Below are 17101 nucleotides of genomic sequence, written 5' to 3'. Positions count from 1 at the left end.
TTCTAAGTATCATAGCTAATAAATATATCTTATGAACATTACTAAAGTTTTAACTATCATTGTTTTTATTGTAATTTCTTCAAGTGCTTACACTAATTGTACAGATCACAAAATTTTTGTGCATACTATGAAGCAACAAGTGGATGGTATATCTACAAAGGAGAATAAAAAAAACCGGGAATGTGTGCAAAAAAAGCTTCAGGAGGTCATTCAAAACAATGTTAACCTCAAAGGAATATCGCAATTCGTTATAGGGAAACATTGGGCTTTAGTTAAACAAAAAGAAAAAGAAGATTTTTTAAGAGAGTATGAAGTGTATCTTACGCGTTTGTGCGTTAAAATTTTATATAAATACATGCATGATAGTGAAATGATCATAATGAGTACAAAAGCAGTTGACGATGAAACTTGCTTAATTGGTACAAGATTTTCTTACGGTGATGAAGAATTTACAAATATTGATTTTAAAGTTACTAAAAATAACAGTTCTTTCTTGATAAGTGATGTTGTAATGAGTGGAATAAGTATTGCTATTAATCAACGTTATCAATTTAGTGAAAAAATCGACACACATGGCATAGCAAGTGTGATAGATGAATTAAAATGTAACAACAATCTATGATATATATGCCTCATTGGCCTAAGCCATTTGGTAGCAGGCCGAATGATTTTTCTCTTGATCGCATAAAAGGCTTTCTTAGCAAACTAGATAACCCCGAGAAAAAAATGCCTCCCGCAATTCATATAGCTGGAACTAATGGGAAAGGCTCAACACTAGCATTTATAAGATATATAATGCAAGCAGCAGGGTATAAGGTACACGCATACACTTCTCCACATTTGGTGAATTTTAATGAAAGAATAGTTATTGCAGGCAGTTATATCGACGATAATGAATTATATAGCTTGTTAGAAGAATGCCGTGCCGTAATTGCAGAACAACCTATCACTCTGTTTGAAGCTGCAACTATTGCAGCTTTTTTAGCTTTTTCTCGTCATAAAGCCGATATAACTTTAGTTGAAGTGGGTATGGGTGGAAGGCTTGATGCAACAAATGTTATAGATAATCCGATTTTAACAATCATTACTTCCATTGCACTTGATCATACAGAATATCTTGGCCCTACTGTAGAAACCATAGCAGGTGAAAAAGCTGGAATAATGAAACCTAATATTCCTTGTGTAATAGCACCACAAAAAAAGTCTATAATGAATACACTAGAATTCCATGCAATAAATAAGAAATCTCCTCTGTATAGAGGAGGCCTTGAATGGAATTGCAAAAAAAAGAACAACAAAATGGTTTTTCAATCAGCTATTCAATCAATAGAATTTCCTTTGCCATCTTTAAAGGGTGATCATCAGGTGATTAATGCAGGCAATGCTATTGCAGCATGTAGTATTTTAAGTGGAAAGTATGAATTTGATATTGGAGAAGAGGATATCACTTCAGGTTTACAGTGCACTTATTGGCCTGCACGGCTAGAGTCTATAAAAGAAGGTAATTTAATTTCCCTACTACCGAAAGATTGGCAATTATTTTTAGATGGTGCACACAATAATGATGGTGCTAGAGTACTATCTCAGTGGGTAAGAGATAACTTTGCTGAAGGTGTCTATATAATTTTTGGTGTTACTCGTAACAGAAATGTAGAAGAGTTCTTAGAACACTTAAAACCATATATCAAACTACTATGTGCGGTTTGTGTTAAGTCTGAACCTAAAGCAACAAATACAAATTTGATTAGGGAAAAAGCCAATAACATAGAAATAAAGGCAGTTGAATGTGAATCAATTGGCGATGCAATATCAAATCACATATTAAAAGCCCCTACCCAAAACGTCAAAACCATACTAATCTGTGGCTCATTGTTCCTAGCTAGAGACTTCGCTATGGAGAATAGCTAACTTTGATGATATTATAGCATTTCTCATAATAGTCCAAACAGGTCATAGGAAGGCAGAATCAACAGCACGAAGAAAGGATTCGAATAGAGGAATGTTTTTCCTGGCTCTGTTTTTTATAGCAAACCAATGATGCTCAATTTTGTTGAAATCTGGAGAATAAGGCGGCAGATACAAAATTTCTGCACCAACCCCTTTAGCAAGCTCGATAATCTTATCAGACTTATGAAAAGTAGCATTGTCAAGAATGACAGTCTGTCCAGGTTCCAAGATCGGTGTCAAAAATTGCTCAAACCATCCATTAAAAACATCCATATTACAGTGGCCTTCAAAGGTTAACGGAACAACTATCTTTCTTCCACTTAAGGCTGCAACCATACTGATTCGTTGAGTTTTCTTTCCAGATTTTAAGGCATAAAACCGCTGTCCTTTCTGGCAATATCCGTAGGGGTAGTCTTCGGTGTTATCAATGCCAGACTCATCTATATACACTAAGTTTTTAGGTTCTTTTGTCGCTATAATTTTCAAAAATTCAGCACGTTTTTCTTCGTTTCTTTCCTTGTATCCATATGTCTTTTTTTGCGCGTAAATCCAATTTTTTTAAGGGCTCGATAGATCGTTTGGATACTAACGTTGTTCCAAAGTTTAGCCATTTCCGATAGAGTCTTTCCTCCGTGTTCTCTGGCAAATTTGGCAAAGGTATCCCAGTCGGTAATTTTGTGATTGTAACCCCCATTTCCAAGTTTTTTTGATTGAAAGTCTCCTGTTTCTTTTCTTCTTTGCTGCCACTCCCATAAAGTAGTTCGTCCAATCTTAAATCTTGCTGCCACTGTTTCTCTGCTTTCTCCTTCGTCTAGCGCTTCCATTGCTTTTTTTCTTAAATCATAACTATATGCTGCTGGCATTCAACCTCCTTATCATCATCTATCCTTATCCTATCACATCCGGACTTTTATCGAAAGAGCTATACTGCTTGGCTTTTCGTTATCGACTTCTATAAACTGATCATCACCTTTAAATTGCTCCTCAATTGAATTTATAGCTGTCTTTTTGAGAATATAATTACTTGCAGCATTTAAAATAGGTGAAGTAACAATTAAAAGCGTGAATGGTAATGAAAGTAATAAGCCGGATAACATCATAGAGTTAGTTATACCAAAGCCGTTGGCAACTAAATCTAATCCCACACCGAAAAACATTAAAGATGTACAGATTGTGTTGCTCAAAATAACTGAATTTTTTAGCCACTTTAATTTAGTCCTATCACTCTTTGAAAAATTTTCGCATTCTTGGTCAAAGTTAAACAATAATAAAATATTAGTCTGATGATTAAACTCTTTCCCATTTCTAGTATAAATGCTCTTAACAGCTAGACTCAAAATAGATCCTGCTAACAAGGGAGCAAGAAAACCTACTGCTATTGGTACATTAGAAGAAATACCATTAATTATTAAAAATGCAATTGATGTGAAGGATACTAAAAGAACTCCTAAGAGATTTGAATAAGAAGAATATTTTACATAAGCAGTTACATTATTGTTAATTGACTGCTGCTTATTATAGAGTTTATTTCTGCACTTATCATCTAAGTATTTTTGCAATTCTTCATAACTGCGACTCCACAACTTACCGCGTAATTCTTTTATTGAGACCTTTCTCCAATGGCTCTATTATAAATTCTTCAAAAAATGGCTTATTTAATGCAATAATCTTAAATTTCTCCTCCGCTTCTTTATTGTTTGGGTTTTTATCTGAGTGATATTTTAACGATAATTTACGGTATTGTTGACTAAGCTTTTTCTTAATATTCTTAATGTCAGAATTTACCACATCCTCCTTTTGAATATTAAATGTTAAAAACAACTGCTTTAAAGCGTGGTACTCATTTTCATTCAAAACATTTCTAGCCACATTACACCTACAAATTAACTAACTAACTATTAATGTTCTATAATATACATATTTCCAAACTATGTCAATTATTTCATAAATATCTTTGGTAAAAATTATTTCTGTTATGACTAGCATGATAAGTGTATGAAGCGACTAAAATTGTCATTACAGCGCTTAGTGTACGACAGTGCTCCAACATTTAGGGTTGCAGTTTTCATGGCAGATCTGAGTAGCTGACCCATCTAAGAGGTGTCATTCAAGTAGCTGACACTGGAATGGCTTTGTTGCATCGCACCTTATACGGTAGTAATTTACAATAAATTCATGTAGCCATTTCGAATTTAGTCATTCCAGTGTTGGCTACTTGGATGACACCACCTGCTATGCTGCAAATTGCAACGTTCGTACACTAAAGTATAGTGTGTTACTAACGAAGGCAAACAAATATCTGCTTTATGAAAACGTTAATATTTTTCATTGAAATAATACATAAATACTAGAAAAACCTTGGCAGGTTATTCGCGTTTGATTATCATAGAGAATTATATAAATTAATAAATGATCTATGGCAAGTAACCCAGAAGAAAGAAATAGTGATAAACAAAAAGCGCTAGATAACGCAATAAGCCAGATTGAAAAAGCATTCGGTAAAGGTGCAATAATGAAGTTGAAGCAAAACCCTGTAGAAAAAATAGACACAATATCCACAGGATCAATTGCGCTTGATTCGGCTCTAGGTGTTGGAGGTCTGCCAAAAGGGCGTATAATTGAAATATTTGGCCCCGAGAGTTCTGGTAAAACCACTCTTGCCTTGCACGTGATTGCTGAAGCACAAAAAAAAGGAGGATCATGCGCATTTATCGATGCAGAACATGCATTGGATGTCTTATATGCTCGTAAACTTGGGGTAAGCACTGATGATTTAGTGATTTCACAACCAGACACTGGAGAGCAGGCGTTGCATATTGTTGAGTATTTAGTGTGTTCTGGTGCGGTTGATGTGATAGTTATTGACTCTGTCGCAGCATTAACTCCAAGAGCTGAAATTGAAGGTGATATGGGTGATCAACATATGGGGCTGCAAGCAAGGCTTCTAAGTCATGGGCTACGGAAACTAACCTCTGCCGTTTCAAAAGCGAACTGTATATTGATATTTATTAATCAAATTCGTATGAAAATAGGAGTAGTGTACGGAAATCCTGAAACTACCACGGGTGGAAATGCATTAAAATTCTATACTTCTGTAAGGCTTGATATAAGAAAAGTTGGTGTAATAAAAGACAAAGAAAATATTACAGGTAATGAAACAAGAGTTAAAGTTGTAAAAAATAAAGTTGCTCCTCCATTTAGAGAAGCGAAATTTGATATAATGTACAATGAAGGTATATCAAAACTCGGAGAAATAATAGATATGGGAGCAAAGCTTGGTGTGCTTGAAAAAGCAGGCGCTTACTATTCATATAACAACACACGTCTTGGGCAAGGAAGAGAGAATGTAAAAACTTACCTAAAAACAAACAAAGAAGTCGCAAATGAAATAGAAACGAAAATCAGAGATTTACTCAGAAATCATGATAATTCTATCATAATAGACGAGGATAGTGAGCAACTTTTAGAAGAATCAGTTTTCTGATCTAAACTTAGGCATTAGATTTTGTGTTGGACGGGTTGTTACAGTATGACGGTAATTCTATGTGCTAATATAACAATCTGTAATGTTACCTTGTATCAAAAAGACTTTGCTGAAGCAGTTAAAAAAAGCTTTTCATGAGAAATTATAAATGATAAATTGTTAACAATAGGTTATTGTTAATAAGATTATGTGTTTTGGTTTACCTAATATAAACAGGGAAGGTTATTCATTTATAGTAGTTTCCTTTATAGTAACGTGTATAGCATTCTCTATATCTTGGGGGTTTGGCGTTACGTGCTTGTTTCCGACATTATTGTGTACTTATTTCTTTCGTGATCCAGCAAGAGCTGTGCCAAACAATAAGAATCTTATATTAAGTCCTGCTGATGGTGTGATTTCAAAAATTGAAGAAGTTAATTATCCTTTATCAGCAGAAAACGGAGAGGAGAAGAAGTTTACGCTTGTTAGCATATTTTTAAGTGTTTTGAACGTCCATGTGAACCGTATACCAATATCTGGTACGATAAAGGAAATGAGTTATAAAAAAGGCAAGTTTGTATCCGCAATGAGCAATAGGTCTAGTAATGAAAATGAAAAGCAGGTTATTGTAATTGAATACGAAAAGGGGAAAGAAATTATTGTGGAGCAAATAGCTGGATTAATTGCACGTCGTATCGTTTGTAATTTAGGAATATCCCAGAACGTAAAAGCAGGTGAAAGGTTTGGAATTATAAGGTTTGGCAGTAGAGTGAATATCTATGTTCCTGCTGATACAGAAGTCAGAGTTTCAGAAGGGCAAACTGTTATTGGTGGTGAAACAATTATAGCAAACTTAAATAAGGAAAACGTTCAAGAGAAGCTTACTTTTGACGTTATATGAATAACGATGGAAGTAACAGTAGATTCTTACCTATTACTAAATTATTCCCAAACTTTATAACTTTATTGGGTTTATGTTCTGGTCTCACTTCACTTAAATTTACATTTAATGAACAATGGGAATTCTCAGTAATTTTTATCATCATTGCAGCAATAATAGATGGAATGGATGGCAGAATAGCTAGAATTCTAAAATCAACTAGCGATTTTGGAGCCCAGCTTGATTCTTTTGCAGATTTTCTAAATTTTGGTGCAGCGCCTGCATTTCTTTTGTATTTTTGGAAGCTAAACGAAATCAAAGTCATAGGTTGGATTTTAGTAATGATATACGTAATCTGCATATCAATAAGACTTGCAAGATTTAATGTTTCGCTACACTCAGAACAACCATACTGGGAAAAATTTTTCTTTTCTGGTGTTCCAGCTCCAGTGTGTGCTTTACTTTCTTTGTTACCAATAATTATTACCTTTCAATCTCATGAGAGTGAATACTTACTTCTCATAGAGCGATTTTTTAACACAAGAAACGTAGCTTGTTACTTTCTGGCCATTTCATTTTTTTCGATAAGTCACATTCCAACTTTCTCTGCAAAATATATTTATATTCCCAAAAGCCTATCCTATATATTTGTGTCATTTTTTGGAGTACTTATTGTATTTTTCATCAGTAAGCCCTGGATGACTCTACCAATTTTAGGTATAGTGTATACACTTACTATTCCAATAAGCATCGGGTTTTACATATATTTTACATATAAAACTCGTTAGCTAACAAAAAATAGAAAACTGCATGATTTTGAAGATAAGTGAACTATTAAATTCATTTCTGTATATAAAGATATTCAACATTCCATTTATAATTATTTGGGTAATTGCAACTGGAATCTTTTGTACTGCCCAGTTCAAATTCATTAACTTTAGGTTACTTAAATATGGAATACAGACGCTATTCAATCTAAAGTGTAATAACAGCAACAATGGCATAATCACTCATATTCAAGCGTTTGCAACAGTAATTTCAGGAACAGTTGGTCTTGGAACAATATCAGGAGTTGCAATAGCTATCACAATAGGGGGCCCAAGTGCAGTTTTTTGGATGGTAATTACCGGAATACTTGGTATGTCGATAAAGTTTGCCGAGGTGGTGCTTGCATTTACTTATCGCTCTGAAAATACAACTGGCGGGGCTTTTTATTACATGAAGTACGGGCTTGCAAAAATTGGATTTGCAAAAACTGGTAGATTTCTTGCCTTCACTTATGCGATTATGCTACTTATTGCAATGATTTTGGGCGGTATACCATTTCAAGCAAATCAAATAGCAGCACTATCAAATAACCTCCTAGAATACAACGCATCCATTATTATATCCCTGCTTGTCTTTATTGTAATATTGGGAGGAATAAAGCGCATTGCTTTCGTTTCAACGAGCTTAGCACCAATTATGATAGTGCTATATGTGGGTATGTGTATATATTTAATTTATGTAAACGGAAGTAATTTGCTGAATGCTCTATCCATAATATTCCAAGATATCTTCAATAAATCAGCTATAGGAAGCGGAGTATTGAGCGGATTAATAGCCGGAGTGAGAAGATCAGCGTTTGCTAACGAAGCAGGTACCGGAACAGCAGCTATAGCACATTCAGCTGTAAAAGAAGAAGATCCAATTAAAGTTGGGTGCGTTGCAATGATTGCACCACTTATAGACACAATATTAATCTCATTTTTGACTGGTATTGTGATAATTATCACTGGTATGCATAGCACTGATAACGTGGGTGATATTACACTAATTAGTTCGATATTTTCAACAGCTTTGCCCTTGTTCAGCAAGTTAGTTTTTCCGCTAATGATGTTTTCCTTTGCATTTTCCACAATAATAGCTTATTGTTACTACTGTGAAGTTGCTTTGCTGTATTTATTTGGTAGTAAAAAAATACTGATACCGTTCCAAATTCTTATAGTGGTTTCAGTGTATATCAGCTGTATGTCAAAGAATATAGAATTTATATCTTATCTAGGTGACAGTTTGTTTATGTGCCTTATGATTCCAAATGCTGTTGCAATATATCTACTAAGAAGGGAAGTTTTGAATACAATAGATTCTTATTACAATTCTAAAGGGTATTAACATGATTTATAGATTGCTTTGTATGGTGTTATTTTGCCTATTGTTTAATGATGTGTACGCTGCTTCAGGTTTTTACGAAAGTTATGACGCTGTGTTGAACGGAATAAATAATTTCATGAATGAAGTACTGTTTTTCAAGATCCTTTACGTGCCATTTATAATCCTTCTACTAGTTTTTGGTTATGTGTTTCTAACATTACGGTTTGGATTTCTCAACATAAGAATGTTTAAGCATGCATTTGCTATTTTATGTGGAAAATATGACACGAATCACCATGATGGTCATATTACGCATTTTCAGGCATTTATGACTGCACTTTCAAGCACAGTAGGTCTTGGAACTGTTGCTGGAGTCGCAATTGCAGTTTCAATGGGAGGGCCAGGAGCGGTGCCTTGGATGATGATTACAGGTTTTTTTGGTATGTCAGCAAAATTTGCTGAGGTAACGTTGGCGTTTAGACATAGAACAGAAGATCAGGACCAATTGTTTAGTGGTCCCTTTCAGTATATAAGGAATGGTCTGGAGGAATTTGGATTTAAAAAACTTGGTATTGTGCTGGCTGCCATGTATGCAGTATTCTTTGTATTATCAGGTCTTGGTGGAAGTGTAGCGTTTCAAACCAATCAAATGGTTTCAATATTATCTGGCTATTCAAGTTGGGTAGATGGTCACTCTTGGTTTCTTTCTTCCATAATCTCTGCGCTGCTTGCTCTAGTGATTATTGGCGGAATTAAAAGGATAGCTAGAGTATCTTCTGCACTAGTGCCTATTATGTCACTTATATATATCTTTAGTTGTATTATTATTATTGCATTTAATATTCATAACCTTGGTTATACGTTAAAAATATTATTTTCCACTATGATAGATTTCAATTCTGTTGGTGGAGGGATGGTAGGAGCATTTGTTGCTGGAATTCAAAGGGCAATCTTTGCCAGCGAAGCGGGTGTTGGTTCTGCTTCAATTACTCATGCAACAACTAAAGATGAAGAACCAGTAAGAACTGGGCTTGTTGCTATGATAGAACCATGCTTTGACACAATGTTAATTTGCTGTTTAACAGGAATAACAATAGTAATAACAGGTGCATACCAGACTAGTGTTGGTGAAGGGATATTAATTACTCAAAAGGCATTTGAGACAGTTTCTCCATGGTTTCCTATACTTTTAACCATAGCTGCACCTTTGTTTGCATTTTCTTCGGTAATTTCATTTGTATATTGTTGTGAAATGGGGTGGTTATATTTGTTTGGTGCAAAAAGTATAGTGATATATCGCATAGCGGTAATAATTGTGGCGTTTTTCTCTGGCCTTTCTAAAGACATAATGGCTATTGCTAATATTGGCGGAACTTTATTCTCTTGTTTAGCTCTTATCAACATGACAGCGCTTATACTGTTTAGTAATCAGATTAACGAGGAAGTTCAGTGCTACCTAAAAAGGCTGAGGAATAATAAAATCAATTAAATTTTGGCATATGCGGAGAGGTATAGCTATAATAAGTAAGATTTCCCTACGTCATACCGCGAATAATTCGCGGTATCTCAGCATAGATCCCGCTAACAAGCAGCGGGATGACGAAATTTTGCGATTATTAATCAGTAAATTTTACCTGTGTTAGTTATAGTCCTTACACTATCCTACATACTCGGTTCAATACCGTTTAGCTTAATTATTACAAGAATAAAAGGGATAAACTTAAGAGAAGTAGGTTCAGGAAACATTGGTGCTACAAACGTTGCAAGGACGGGAAATAAATTTCTTGCTGCTTTGGCATTATTTCTGGATTCCTTTAAGGGATTTATTGCCGTTTATATAGCACAACAATTTTGTGATAATAACGATTTTTATATATATGTATCTGCAATTTTAGCAGTTTTAGGACACATGTTTCCTATTTGGCTAAAATTCAGTGGAGGAAAGGGCGTTGCAACCACTCTAGGGATACTGATAGCATTTAACATTGATATTACTTTAGTATTCGTAATAATTTGGATAATAGTCTTTCTTGCCTTTAGATACTCTTCCCTTGCTTCACTCAGTGCTACTTCAACGGCTGTAGCATGGTCCTTTTTTTTTCAGAGGAATTTGTTCTTAACATTACTAATTATAGGAGCACTGGTCTTCCTAAAACACCACAGAAATATTGTGAATCTTCTGCAAGGTAAGGAAAATAAATTTTTATAAGTGTGCTGACTCTGTTGCTATATTACTAACAGATACTTCATGCGAGAAACGACTTGAGACTACTTCTTCTACTTCTTTTATCATTTCTTCCATGTTTTTTCCACTTTTCTTACATGCATCATCAAGTGCTAATTTTAGTTTACGTATATCATTCTCTTCTAGCATCTTATTCATTTCTTTTTTCGTTATCTCTAATTTTTTTAGTAAGATGTTCTCCATTATCTCTCTCTCATCACCTTCATACTGGCCACTTAGTCTGCTATATGCAATGCAACACTTCTTTTCTCGCGGCAAGGTTGACAGACCCCGCAATGTAACATCCACTTGAACTTCTATAGAGTTAACTTCCCTAGCCTTTTCAGCAGCTTCTGACCTAAATTTCTCAACTTCTCCTATTATTATTTTGTTAGCTATTCTTTTAGCTCCATCCAAAGATGAATCCTTGAGAGAAAAATCTGTCTCGAGTAGATCTCGATTTAATAGCTCTAAGAATACTTTTTTTCCGATGTTTTCGAGTAAACTTTCTTGGTCACCTAAACCATGCTCCTGCAGTTTATTTCTCATGTGCTGAACCAGCTCACAACATTGTAATTTATTTAACTTTATAGAGCTAATATTTTTCATTAACGTCAGCACAATTTGTTCACTATATTGAGAAGTAATACTCAATAATTTTCTCATTAAAGGAATACTTACTTCTGAAATAAAATCATCAACTATTTTTTGACTTTCATCATCTTCATAACCATTTTGAACGTCATACCAAGCCTTAAAAATTTCTTTATTGTTTTTCTTGTTTTTTAACCTGTCTAACATGAACTTACGTGCTTCATTTTGTGCTCCCGGAAGTAATATTTGCCTAGGAGGAGTAAATCTAATTTCTGGATCAGGATGAATACCCTCTAGCGTGCTTAACATTCTATAGATAATACCGGTGAAGCAAGTGTTAGGAATTCGCTCTTTTCTAGAGAAAGTTTGGCTATCAAGCAAATTTGTAATTAACGCGTCTTTTTTATTTTTTACAGCTTCTCTGTCTCCATCATTGCAGGCTTTCAGAACTAAAAGTAAAATCCGTCCACCTGTAAAGCGGGAGCTATACTTTTGATCATCTTTGCAAAAGTCATTTAAAAATGTAATTACCCTTCCTTTATCCTCATCACTAAATTGACGATAATTAAGTTCATTTAAATCATTTATATATTCAATAAATTGCTTAAATTCTCTATCATTAATAACGTCTTCGGATACTTTTTCACCATACTTATCTTTTAATTTATCAATATTTTTAATGATATCATCATTTAATTGATGGGGCAGTAAATGTTCAAGCTTAACATCAAAACTATTAACCATACCACGTAAATTCTCTTTTATACCTTCCAAAAAGAAATTTATAGAAGCTTTAAGCAGCGTAAATGGGTTAAAATCTTTTGGCCTTAGTTCACTCTGCAATAAAATTAATAGCATTGTAAGTGGTATAGTTCCCAGTAACGAAATAAGCAAGAAAGTGGTAGTGAAAGTTAGATATGTTATGAAAGCAGAAAACAAGAGGAAGGCTGCTACCTTGATTGTATTGTTCTTAAAAAATATTTCCCAATATTCCCTTTTGCTCATTTTTTGCTGTTTTGCCGTTTTTATTTCTTTGTAGATATAAAGAGTTTTAATTTCAGACCTGAAGAATATAGTACCAAGAGAAAAAAGAACATTAACGGGATTAGTGATAATGCTTAAAGAAACAAAAGTTGCAAAATAACTAACAAACTTTAGCTTGCTAGATTCCTTTGAAGGAAATTGTATTTGAGAAATGCCTATCATAGCCTACCTTTGACATCATTACACTCTAGTAATAGCATAATAATTTAAAACGTCAATGTTTAAGTATTTTATTATCCGCACACTCATCGTATTCGATCTCGACTGTAGAGTGTGCTATCTCGAACCTATTTAGTAGTATTTTTTTTATCTCATACAAAATATCAGTGTGTTGTGCATCTTGCTTTACTTTGGCATGCATGGTAATTATAAAATAATTATCAGACAGTGACCATGCATGTATGTGGTGCACATCTATCACTTCAGGTAATTCTGATGTGATCTTACTTTTTATTTCCTCAGTAGATATCCCTTCAGGTGTACCTTCAAGAAGTATGTGGCAAGAATTCTTTAGAATTTTGTAGCCACTATTCAAAATGATTACACTGACAAATACCGATAAAATCGGATCCACCATTTGCCATCCAGTAAACATGATAATTATGGATGCAAGTATAGCAGCTACAGAACCTAAAATATCTCCTATAACGTGTAGTACAGCACTTTTTATGTTTATATTGCTCTCGCATTTACTATGCAATATAAAAAAGACTATGATATTAGAGATCAGGCCAAGTGTAGCAATTACTAACATTACTTTCCACTCAACATTGACTGGAAAAATAAACCTCTTTATTGACTCAATTATAATGATTACTGCAATGAGGAATAGAGTTAAACCATTAACAAATGCTGCAATTATCTGCAACCGATGATATCCGTATGATCTCTGCAAATCGGATTTCTTAGCTGAAAACCTATGTGCTAACCAGCTTAAAACCAAGGCAAAGAGGTCAGTGAGCATATGCCCTGCATCTGATAATAGAGCAAGCGAATGTGAAATTATTCCACCTACTATTTCCATAAACATTGTTATCGCAACTATTATTATGGAATAGATTAAGCGCTTGGACTGCGCTGCTGAGTGTTTACCGTTATGCACTGCTGTCATATAAAATCTTTTCATAAACAAAAACGTGGGTAACACTGGGTTCGAACCAGCGACCGCTTGCACGTCAAGCAAGTGCTCTACCAACTGAGCTAATTACCCATCGTGGTTTTAGTATAGTGCTTTGGTGGAATGAAAGTCAATAAACCACTTTGCTTTTGTCCTTGTCCAATGTGATTCCGGAATATAGCTGTATAGAATTTCAGCCATATTCTAAATTTTACATATTAAGTTAACTATCTATACTTTATTTATTAAGATATAAATTATATTAATACAGGGATTTACGTTTTTTTTAGGGAAATTACTTTATGCTTGATATTGAAAGATCAGCAAATTAGAGGTTAAAATTATGACAATTAGTCAACAAGTAAATAAAAATATAACTAAAGCAGAATATTTCAACAATAACGGCAAAGGGTTTAATTCGCCACATGTTATAGAAGTTGAAGATTTAAATATTAAAGTAGAGGTTTATTCTCACAATTTAAGAGCAAGTAAAGTTGCTAACATTGAAAGTGAGATAAGAGAAGCAGCTACTAATTTTAAAAACGCATTCGAGTTAGAACGCGGCAGTTCAGAACAAACATTTAAAATTTACATGTTTGATGACAAGGATGATTACACTCACCTTGGCGGAAGCGAGCGTTTCGGTTCTTACCTTGGAGACGAAGGTGGTAAATGTTACTACAAAGGGAAAGCTGACGTTTTTGCTGAAATGTACGTCTACCAGCAAGGTGGCGTTCATAACCTTCAGCATGAATTTGCACATGGTTTAACTTACTTGGCTACAGGAGGCAAATCTTTACCTACAGTATTAATGGAAGGAATTGCAGACTACTTTGAGCATCATTCAGATCATAAATTCAATTCTCAAGGATCAAGTATCGACAAAACTGAAGCTGCAAATTTGGATTTAGATAAAATTTTAAGTTTAGAATACTCAAAGGACAGCGAAGCAAATAGCTTGGTTTATAAAACAGGTCATGCGTTGATAATGTACTTACAGGAAAAAGATCCTAGTTTATTAAGAGACTACCTAGATGCTTTACGTCAAGGTAACTCAGATGAGTCAAAAAGTTTCTTGAAAGACATAAAAGGACACGATACTGACTTCAAAAGTTGGCTTGCTGAGAATGATACAGAAACTGCAATGGAACATCTCAACGCTTTGCAAGTTACAAAAGGAGATTTCATAGCAATTGGTCAAGAAATAGTGGGTGGAGAAATTAAAAACGTATCCTACTATAAAGCAAATATAGAAAAAATGGATGGAGAAAACGTTGGAAGTTTTTCTCCTGTAGAACACGTTGCATTTTATGATGTTGCTCGTGCTATAAATAGGGCAACAAATGATACACTTGATATATCAAAGGAATATCATTTCCTCAAGGTAGTAAAAACTTCCGATGGACAGGATAAACTAACTTACTCTGACCAACAAGGTAATGAATATCGAAACAGTCAAGAGTATAAAAATCAGGCTTTAAGGATATTATCAAAATATGATACAGAAATTAAGAATCAGGTAGATGAATTTGATAATTTGAATAAAGAACGTGGTGAAATGTATCAAAAATATCATAAAGGAGAGATTACTATTGAAGAGTTACGTAATGAGGAAAATACAAAATACAGACCAGCATTTTTAAAGTTTGATCAACTAAAAAACAAAGCTGTTGATAAGATTGAAAATAATTCCCAAGCAGCAAAAATATTAGATGGGCTGGTCAATATCGATCCAAACTTAATCAGAGGTACTCATATTGATCTACAAGAAGGTAAGATTTTTTCTATGCAAGCTCATGGTCAAGGAGATATGGGTGCACTGTCTATATATGACGGAAATACAAAGCTTGGAGAATTATTGAGCGAATCAGGATTTTTTAAGCAAGTTGAAGGCCAAACTAAAGAAACTTTCGTTTTTGAGGATATATTACACAACTTAAATGTTTCATACGAAGGTGGTGCTTACATGGCAGTTACAAAAGAAAACGGTCATTATAAAGCTTCCCTAATAGATGGCAGAACAGTTGAACGTGATGAATACTTTGATGAGGCGCATTTACATGAAAATGAATTGTTGCATCCTAGCACTGGACACATCCAAAAAGATTTAGATTCTCTGCTCCTTAGAGGTACCAAAATTTTGAATCATCAGGATTCAGAGCATGCCCAATATTCTGATGAGCAAAAGGCAAATGGAGTAATCGTAGAAAAAGGAAAACTACTGGATAATAAGGGAACAGATAGGACAGACGACGATGTACACGAAGCGGTTGTAAAACAAGGAGGCGAAAATTTACATACATTCAAAAATATGGGCTTTTATATTACCGAAAAAGGTGATCTATTTATTCATGACCATGGAGCAAATGTAAGGTTTCAACTACCACAAAGTATTACTCATCTAAAATTAGTGGAAAAAGACGGAACATATAAGCTTGTTCCGGTGACGAAAGATGGAAATGAACATCCAATAGGTATGCCAAATATATCAGATGAATATAGATACATAGATCCAATATTTGCACATGAATATGAAAAGAGAGATTATTCCCATAAACATGTAAATGTGGGCCTTATAAACTTAGAGAAATATGGCTCTGGCAAACTTTTTGCTATAAAGTACGACCCAAATGATTATCACATACAAAGAAACTCCAGCGGTGAAATAGTTAGAATAAAAGATCAAACATATTTCACTAAAGTAAAATTGTTTGATGGTGATGAAGAAATTGGAATGTTGTCTAATAACTTTCACAATTTCAAAGGGAAAATATTCTTTTCTGCTGACTACAACTACAGTTATAACGATTTCCTAGCATCTGTTTCTCCTCAAGTTGAAATTGAAGATATGGGAAATGGAAGTAAAAAAATAACTTTTGATCAAGGCAGTGGCGATATCGGTGATACTAATAGAGGCTACACGGACTATCAGAGAATATTTACAAAAGAGAAACAAACCGAAAGTCCAAAAGGGCAAGTAAGTGAAACTAAGACAGAAGTTCATAGTACTACTAATGTTGTTGCACAAGCTGCTGAAGAGAAAACTGCATCAAACGACAATAGTGAAATGCAGTCTGATCAGCCACAAATTCCAACAAGGGCAAAAAGGTCAGCTTCAGTGGAGGAGAAAGAGCAAGAACAGGTAGTATTAAAAGACACAATTCTCAAAATAGAAAAGAGCTACGAGCAGGACTCAGAAGGAAAGCACAAGGCAAATGTAACGATAGATTATAATGATGTAAAAGCCTTATATGATAGAGCGGAAGGAGCAGAAAAGCAATCTGTGTTAGATTTTTGGAACAAACTGCACACATCAGAATACAAGGTTGGTGCTTTGCCGGAAGACAAATACTATTTTGAAAAAGGCAAATTCGTAATCCACGATAGTGATACGAAAAAGCTTATAGTGTTACCTGAAGATAAGGTGTCCATCAAGATAATGAAGGATGGTGATAGTTATAGTTTAGCTATATCAAGTGGTAATGGCAAAGTAATAAGCAGCATTAGTAAAATAGATAATCCAAATTACGAATTGCTGTCAGATTCAAGTCATTTCAATTCAGGGGAGCAAGATAATATTGTATTATCAGATCAACATCACGAATATAATCTTTATCTAGAGAATGGTTTTGTGAAAATGTTCGATTGCGCAAGCGATCACATTTATCACGACCACAACTCGGCCTATATCTAATACAT

The 17101-nt window shown here is 34.3% G+C and carries 13 protein-coding genes, 1 tRNA gene and 1 pseudogene; 9 read left to right on the top strand and 6 right to left on the bottom strand.

What is annotated here, in order from left to right:
• The first annotated feature begins 31 nt into the window (after positions 1 to 31).
• Complete coding sequence (locus tag OOL03_RS00120) at positions 32 to 622, top strand: MlaC/ttg2D family ABC transporter substrate-binding protein (RefSeq protein WP_182321265.1); 591 nt, start codon at positions 32 to 34, stop codon at positions 620 to 622.
• Positions 619 to 1908 (top strand): bifunctional folylpolyglutamate synthase/dihydrofolate synthase, encoded by a 1290-nt coding sequence (locus OOL03_RS00115; RefSeq protein WP_264707374.1) that lies wholly within the window; start codon positions 619 to 621, stop codon positions 1906 to 1908. Before OOL03_RS00120 ends, OOL03_RS00115 begins: the two co-directional genes overlap by 4 nt.
• A 42-nt stretch (positions 1909 to 1950) precedes the next feature.
• On the opposite strand, the gene OOL03_RS00110 is transcribed toward OOL03_RS00115, so the two are convergent.
• The 3 genes and pseudogenes from OOL03_RS00110 to OOL03_RS06870 form a co-directional block, all read right to left on the bottom strand.
• A protein-coding gene (locus OOL03_RS00110; RefSeq protein WP_264707034.1) for an IS630 family transposase occupies positions 1951 to 2810 on the bottom strand; the annotation gives its coding sequence in 2 pieces (ribosomal slippage) (positions 1951 to 2486 and positions 2486 to 2810; 861 coding nt in all).
• A 33-nt stretch (positions 2811 to 2843) separates the two neighbouring features.
• Positions 2844 to 3506 (bottom strand): hypothetical protein, encoded by a 663-nt coding sequence (locus OOL03_RS00105; protein WP_264707373.1) that lies wholly within the window; start codon positions 3504 to 3506, stop codon positions 2844 to 2846.
• 109 nt (positions 3507 to 3615) lie between these two features.
• Positions 3616 to 3735 (bottom strand): annotated as a pseudogene (locus tag OOL03_RS06870) (DnaJ domain-containing protein); the annotation flags it as partial.
• Positions 3736 to 4363: 628 nt separating this feature from the next.
• Here OOL03_RS06870 and recA point away from each other — a divergent pair.
• The 6 genes from recA (at position 4364) to plsY (ending at position 10632) form a co-directional block, all read left to right on the top strand.
• Positions 4364 to 5431: a recombinase RecA gene (gene recA, locus OOL03_RS00095; protein ID WP_010963008.1), complete on the top strand. Its 1068-nt coding sequence runs from the start codon at positions 4364 to 4366 to the stop codon at positions 5429 to 5431.
• A 187-nt stretch (positions 5432 to 5618) separates the two neighbouring features.
• Positions 5619 to 6311, top strand: coding sequence for a phosphatidylserine decarboxylase (locus OOL03_RS00090; RefSeq protein WP_007548750.1), 693 nt, complete (start codon positions 5619 to 5621; stop codon positions 6309 to 6311).
• On the top strand, positions 6308 to 7078 hold the full coding sequence (locus OOL03_RS00085) for a CDP-alcohol phosphatidyltransferase family protein (protein ID WP_015589351.1): 771 nt from the start codon (positions 6308 to 6310) through the stop codon (positions 7076 to 7078). The genes OOL03_RS00090 and OOL03_RS00085 overlap by 4 nt, the downstream gene beginning before the upstream one ends.
• 22 nt (positions 7079 to 7100) lie before the next feature.
• Positions 7101 to 8444, top strand: coding sequence for an alanine/glycine:cation symporter family protein (locus tag OOL03_RS00080; protein WP_264707371.1), 1344 nt, complete (start codon positions 7101 to 7103; stop codon positions 8442 to 8444).
• A gap of 1 nt (position 8445) precedes the next feature.
• Positions 8446 to 9912, top strand: a complete 1467-nt coding sequence (locus OOL03_RS00075; RefSeq protein ID WP_319803718.1) for an alanine/glycine:cation symporter family protein — start codon at positions 8446 to 8448, stop codon at positions 9910 to 9912.
• Between the two features lie 147 nt (positions 9913 to 10059).
• Positions 10060 to 10632: a glycerol-3-phosphate 1-O-acyltransferase PlsY gene (plsY, locus tag OOL03_RS00070; protein WP_007548744.1), complete on the top strand. Its 573-nt coding sequence runs from the start codon at positions 10060 to 10062 to the stop codon at positions 10630 to 10632.
• On the opposite strand, the gene OOL03_RS00065 is transcribed toward plsY, so the two are convergent.
• From OOL03_RS00065 to OOL03_RS00055, 3 genes are all read right to left on the bottom strand, one after another.
• Positions 10627 to 12447 (bottom strand): hypothetical protein, encoded by a 1821-nt coding sequence (locus OOL03_RS00065; RefSeq protein WP_264707369.1) that lies wholly within the window; start codon positions 12445 to 12447, stop codon positions 10627 to 10629. The two genes, plsY and OOL03_RS00065, sit on opposite strands and share 6 nt — an antisense overlap.
• Before the next feature lie 52 nt (positions 12448 to 12499).
• The gene (locus OOL03_RS00060) at positions 12500 to 13396 is read right to left on the bottom strand and encodes a cation diffusion facilitator family transporter (protein WP_077188352.1); all 897 of its coding nucleotides are present in this window, start codon (positions 13394 to 13396) and stop codon (positions 12500 to 12502) included.
• A 26-nt stretch (positions 13397 to 13422) separates the two neighbouring features.
• Positions 13423 to 13495 (bottom strand) — tRNA-Val (locus tag OOL03_RS00055).
• 250 nt (positions 13496 to 13745) lie between these two features.
• On the opposite strand from OOL03_RS00055, the gene OOL03_RS00050 reads away from it, so the two are divergent.
• Positions 13746 to 17096 (top strand): peptidase M2, encoded by a 3351-nt coding sequence (locus OOL03_RS00050; RefSeq protein WP_264707368.1) that lies wholly within the window; start codon positions 13746 to 13748, stop codon positions 17094 to 17096.
• The last annotated feature ends 5 nt before the right edge of the window (positions 17097 to 17101 follow it).

The organism is Wolbachia endosymbiont (group A) of Acrocera orbiculus, assembly GCF_947250015.1.
GTDB classification, from domain to species: Bacteria; Pseudomonadota; Alphaproteobacteria; order Rickettsiales; family Anaplasmataceae; genus Wolbachia; species Wolbachia pipientis.
The sequence above is the reverse complement of the archived record's forward strand: the minus strand, read 5'-3'. Positions and strand labels throughout refer to the sequence as shown.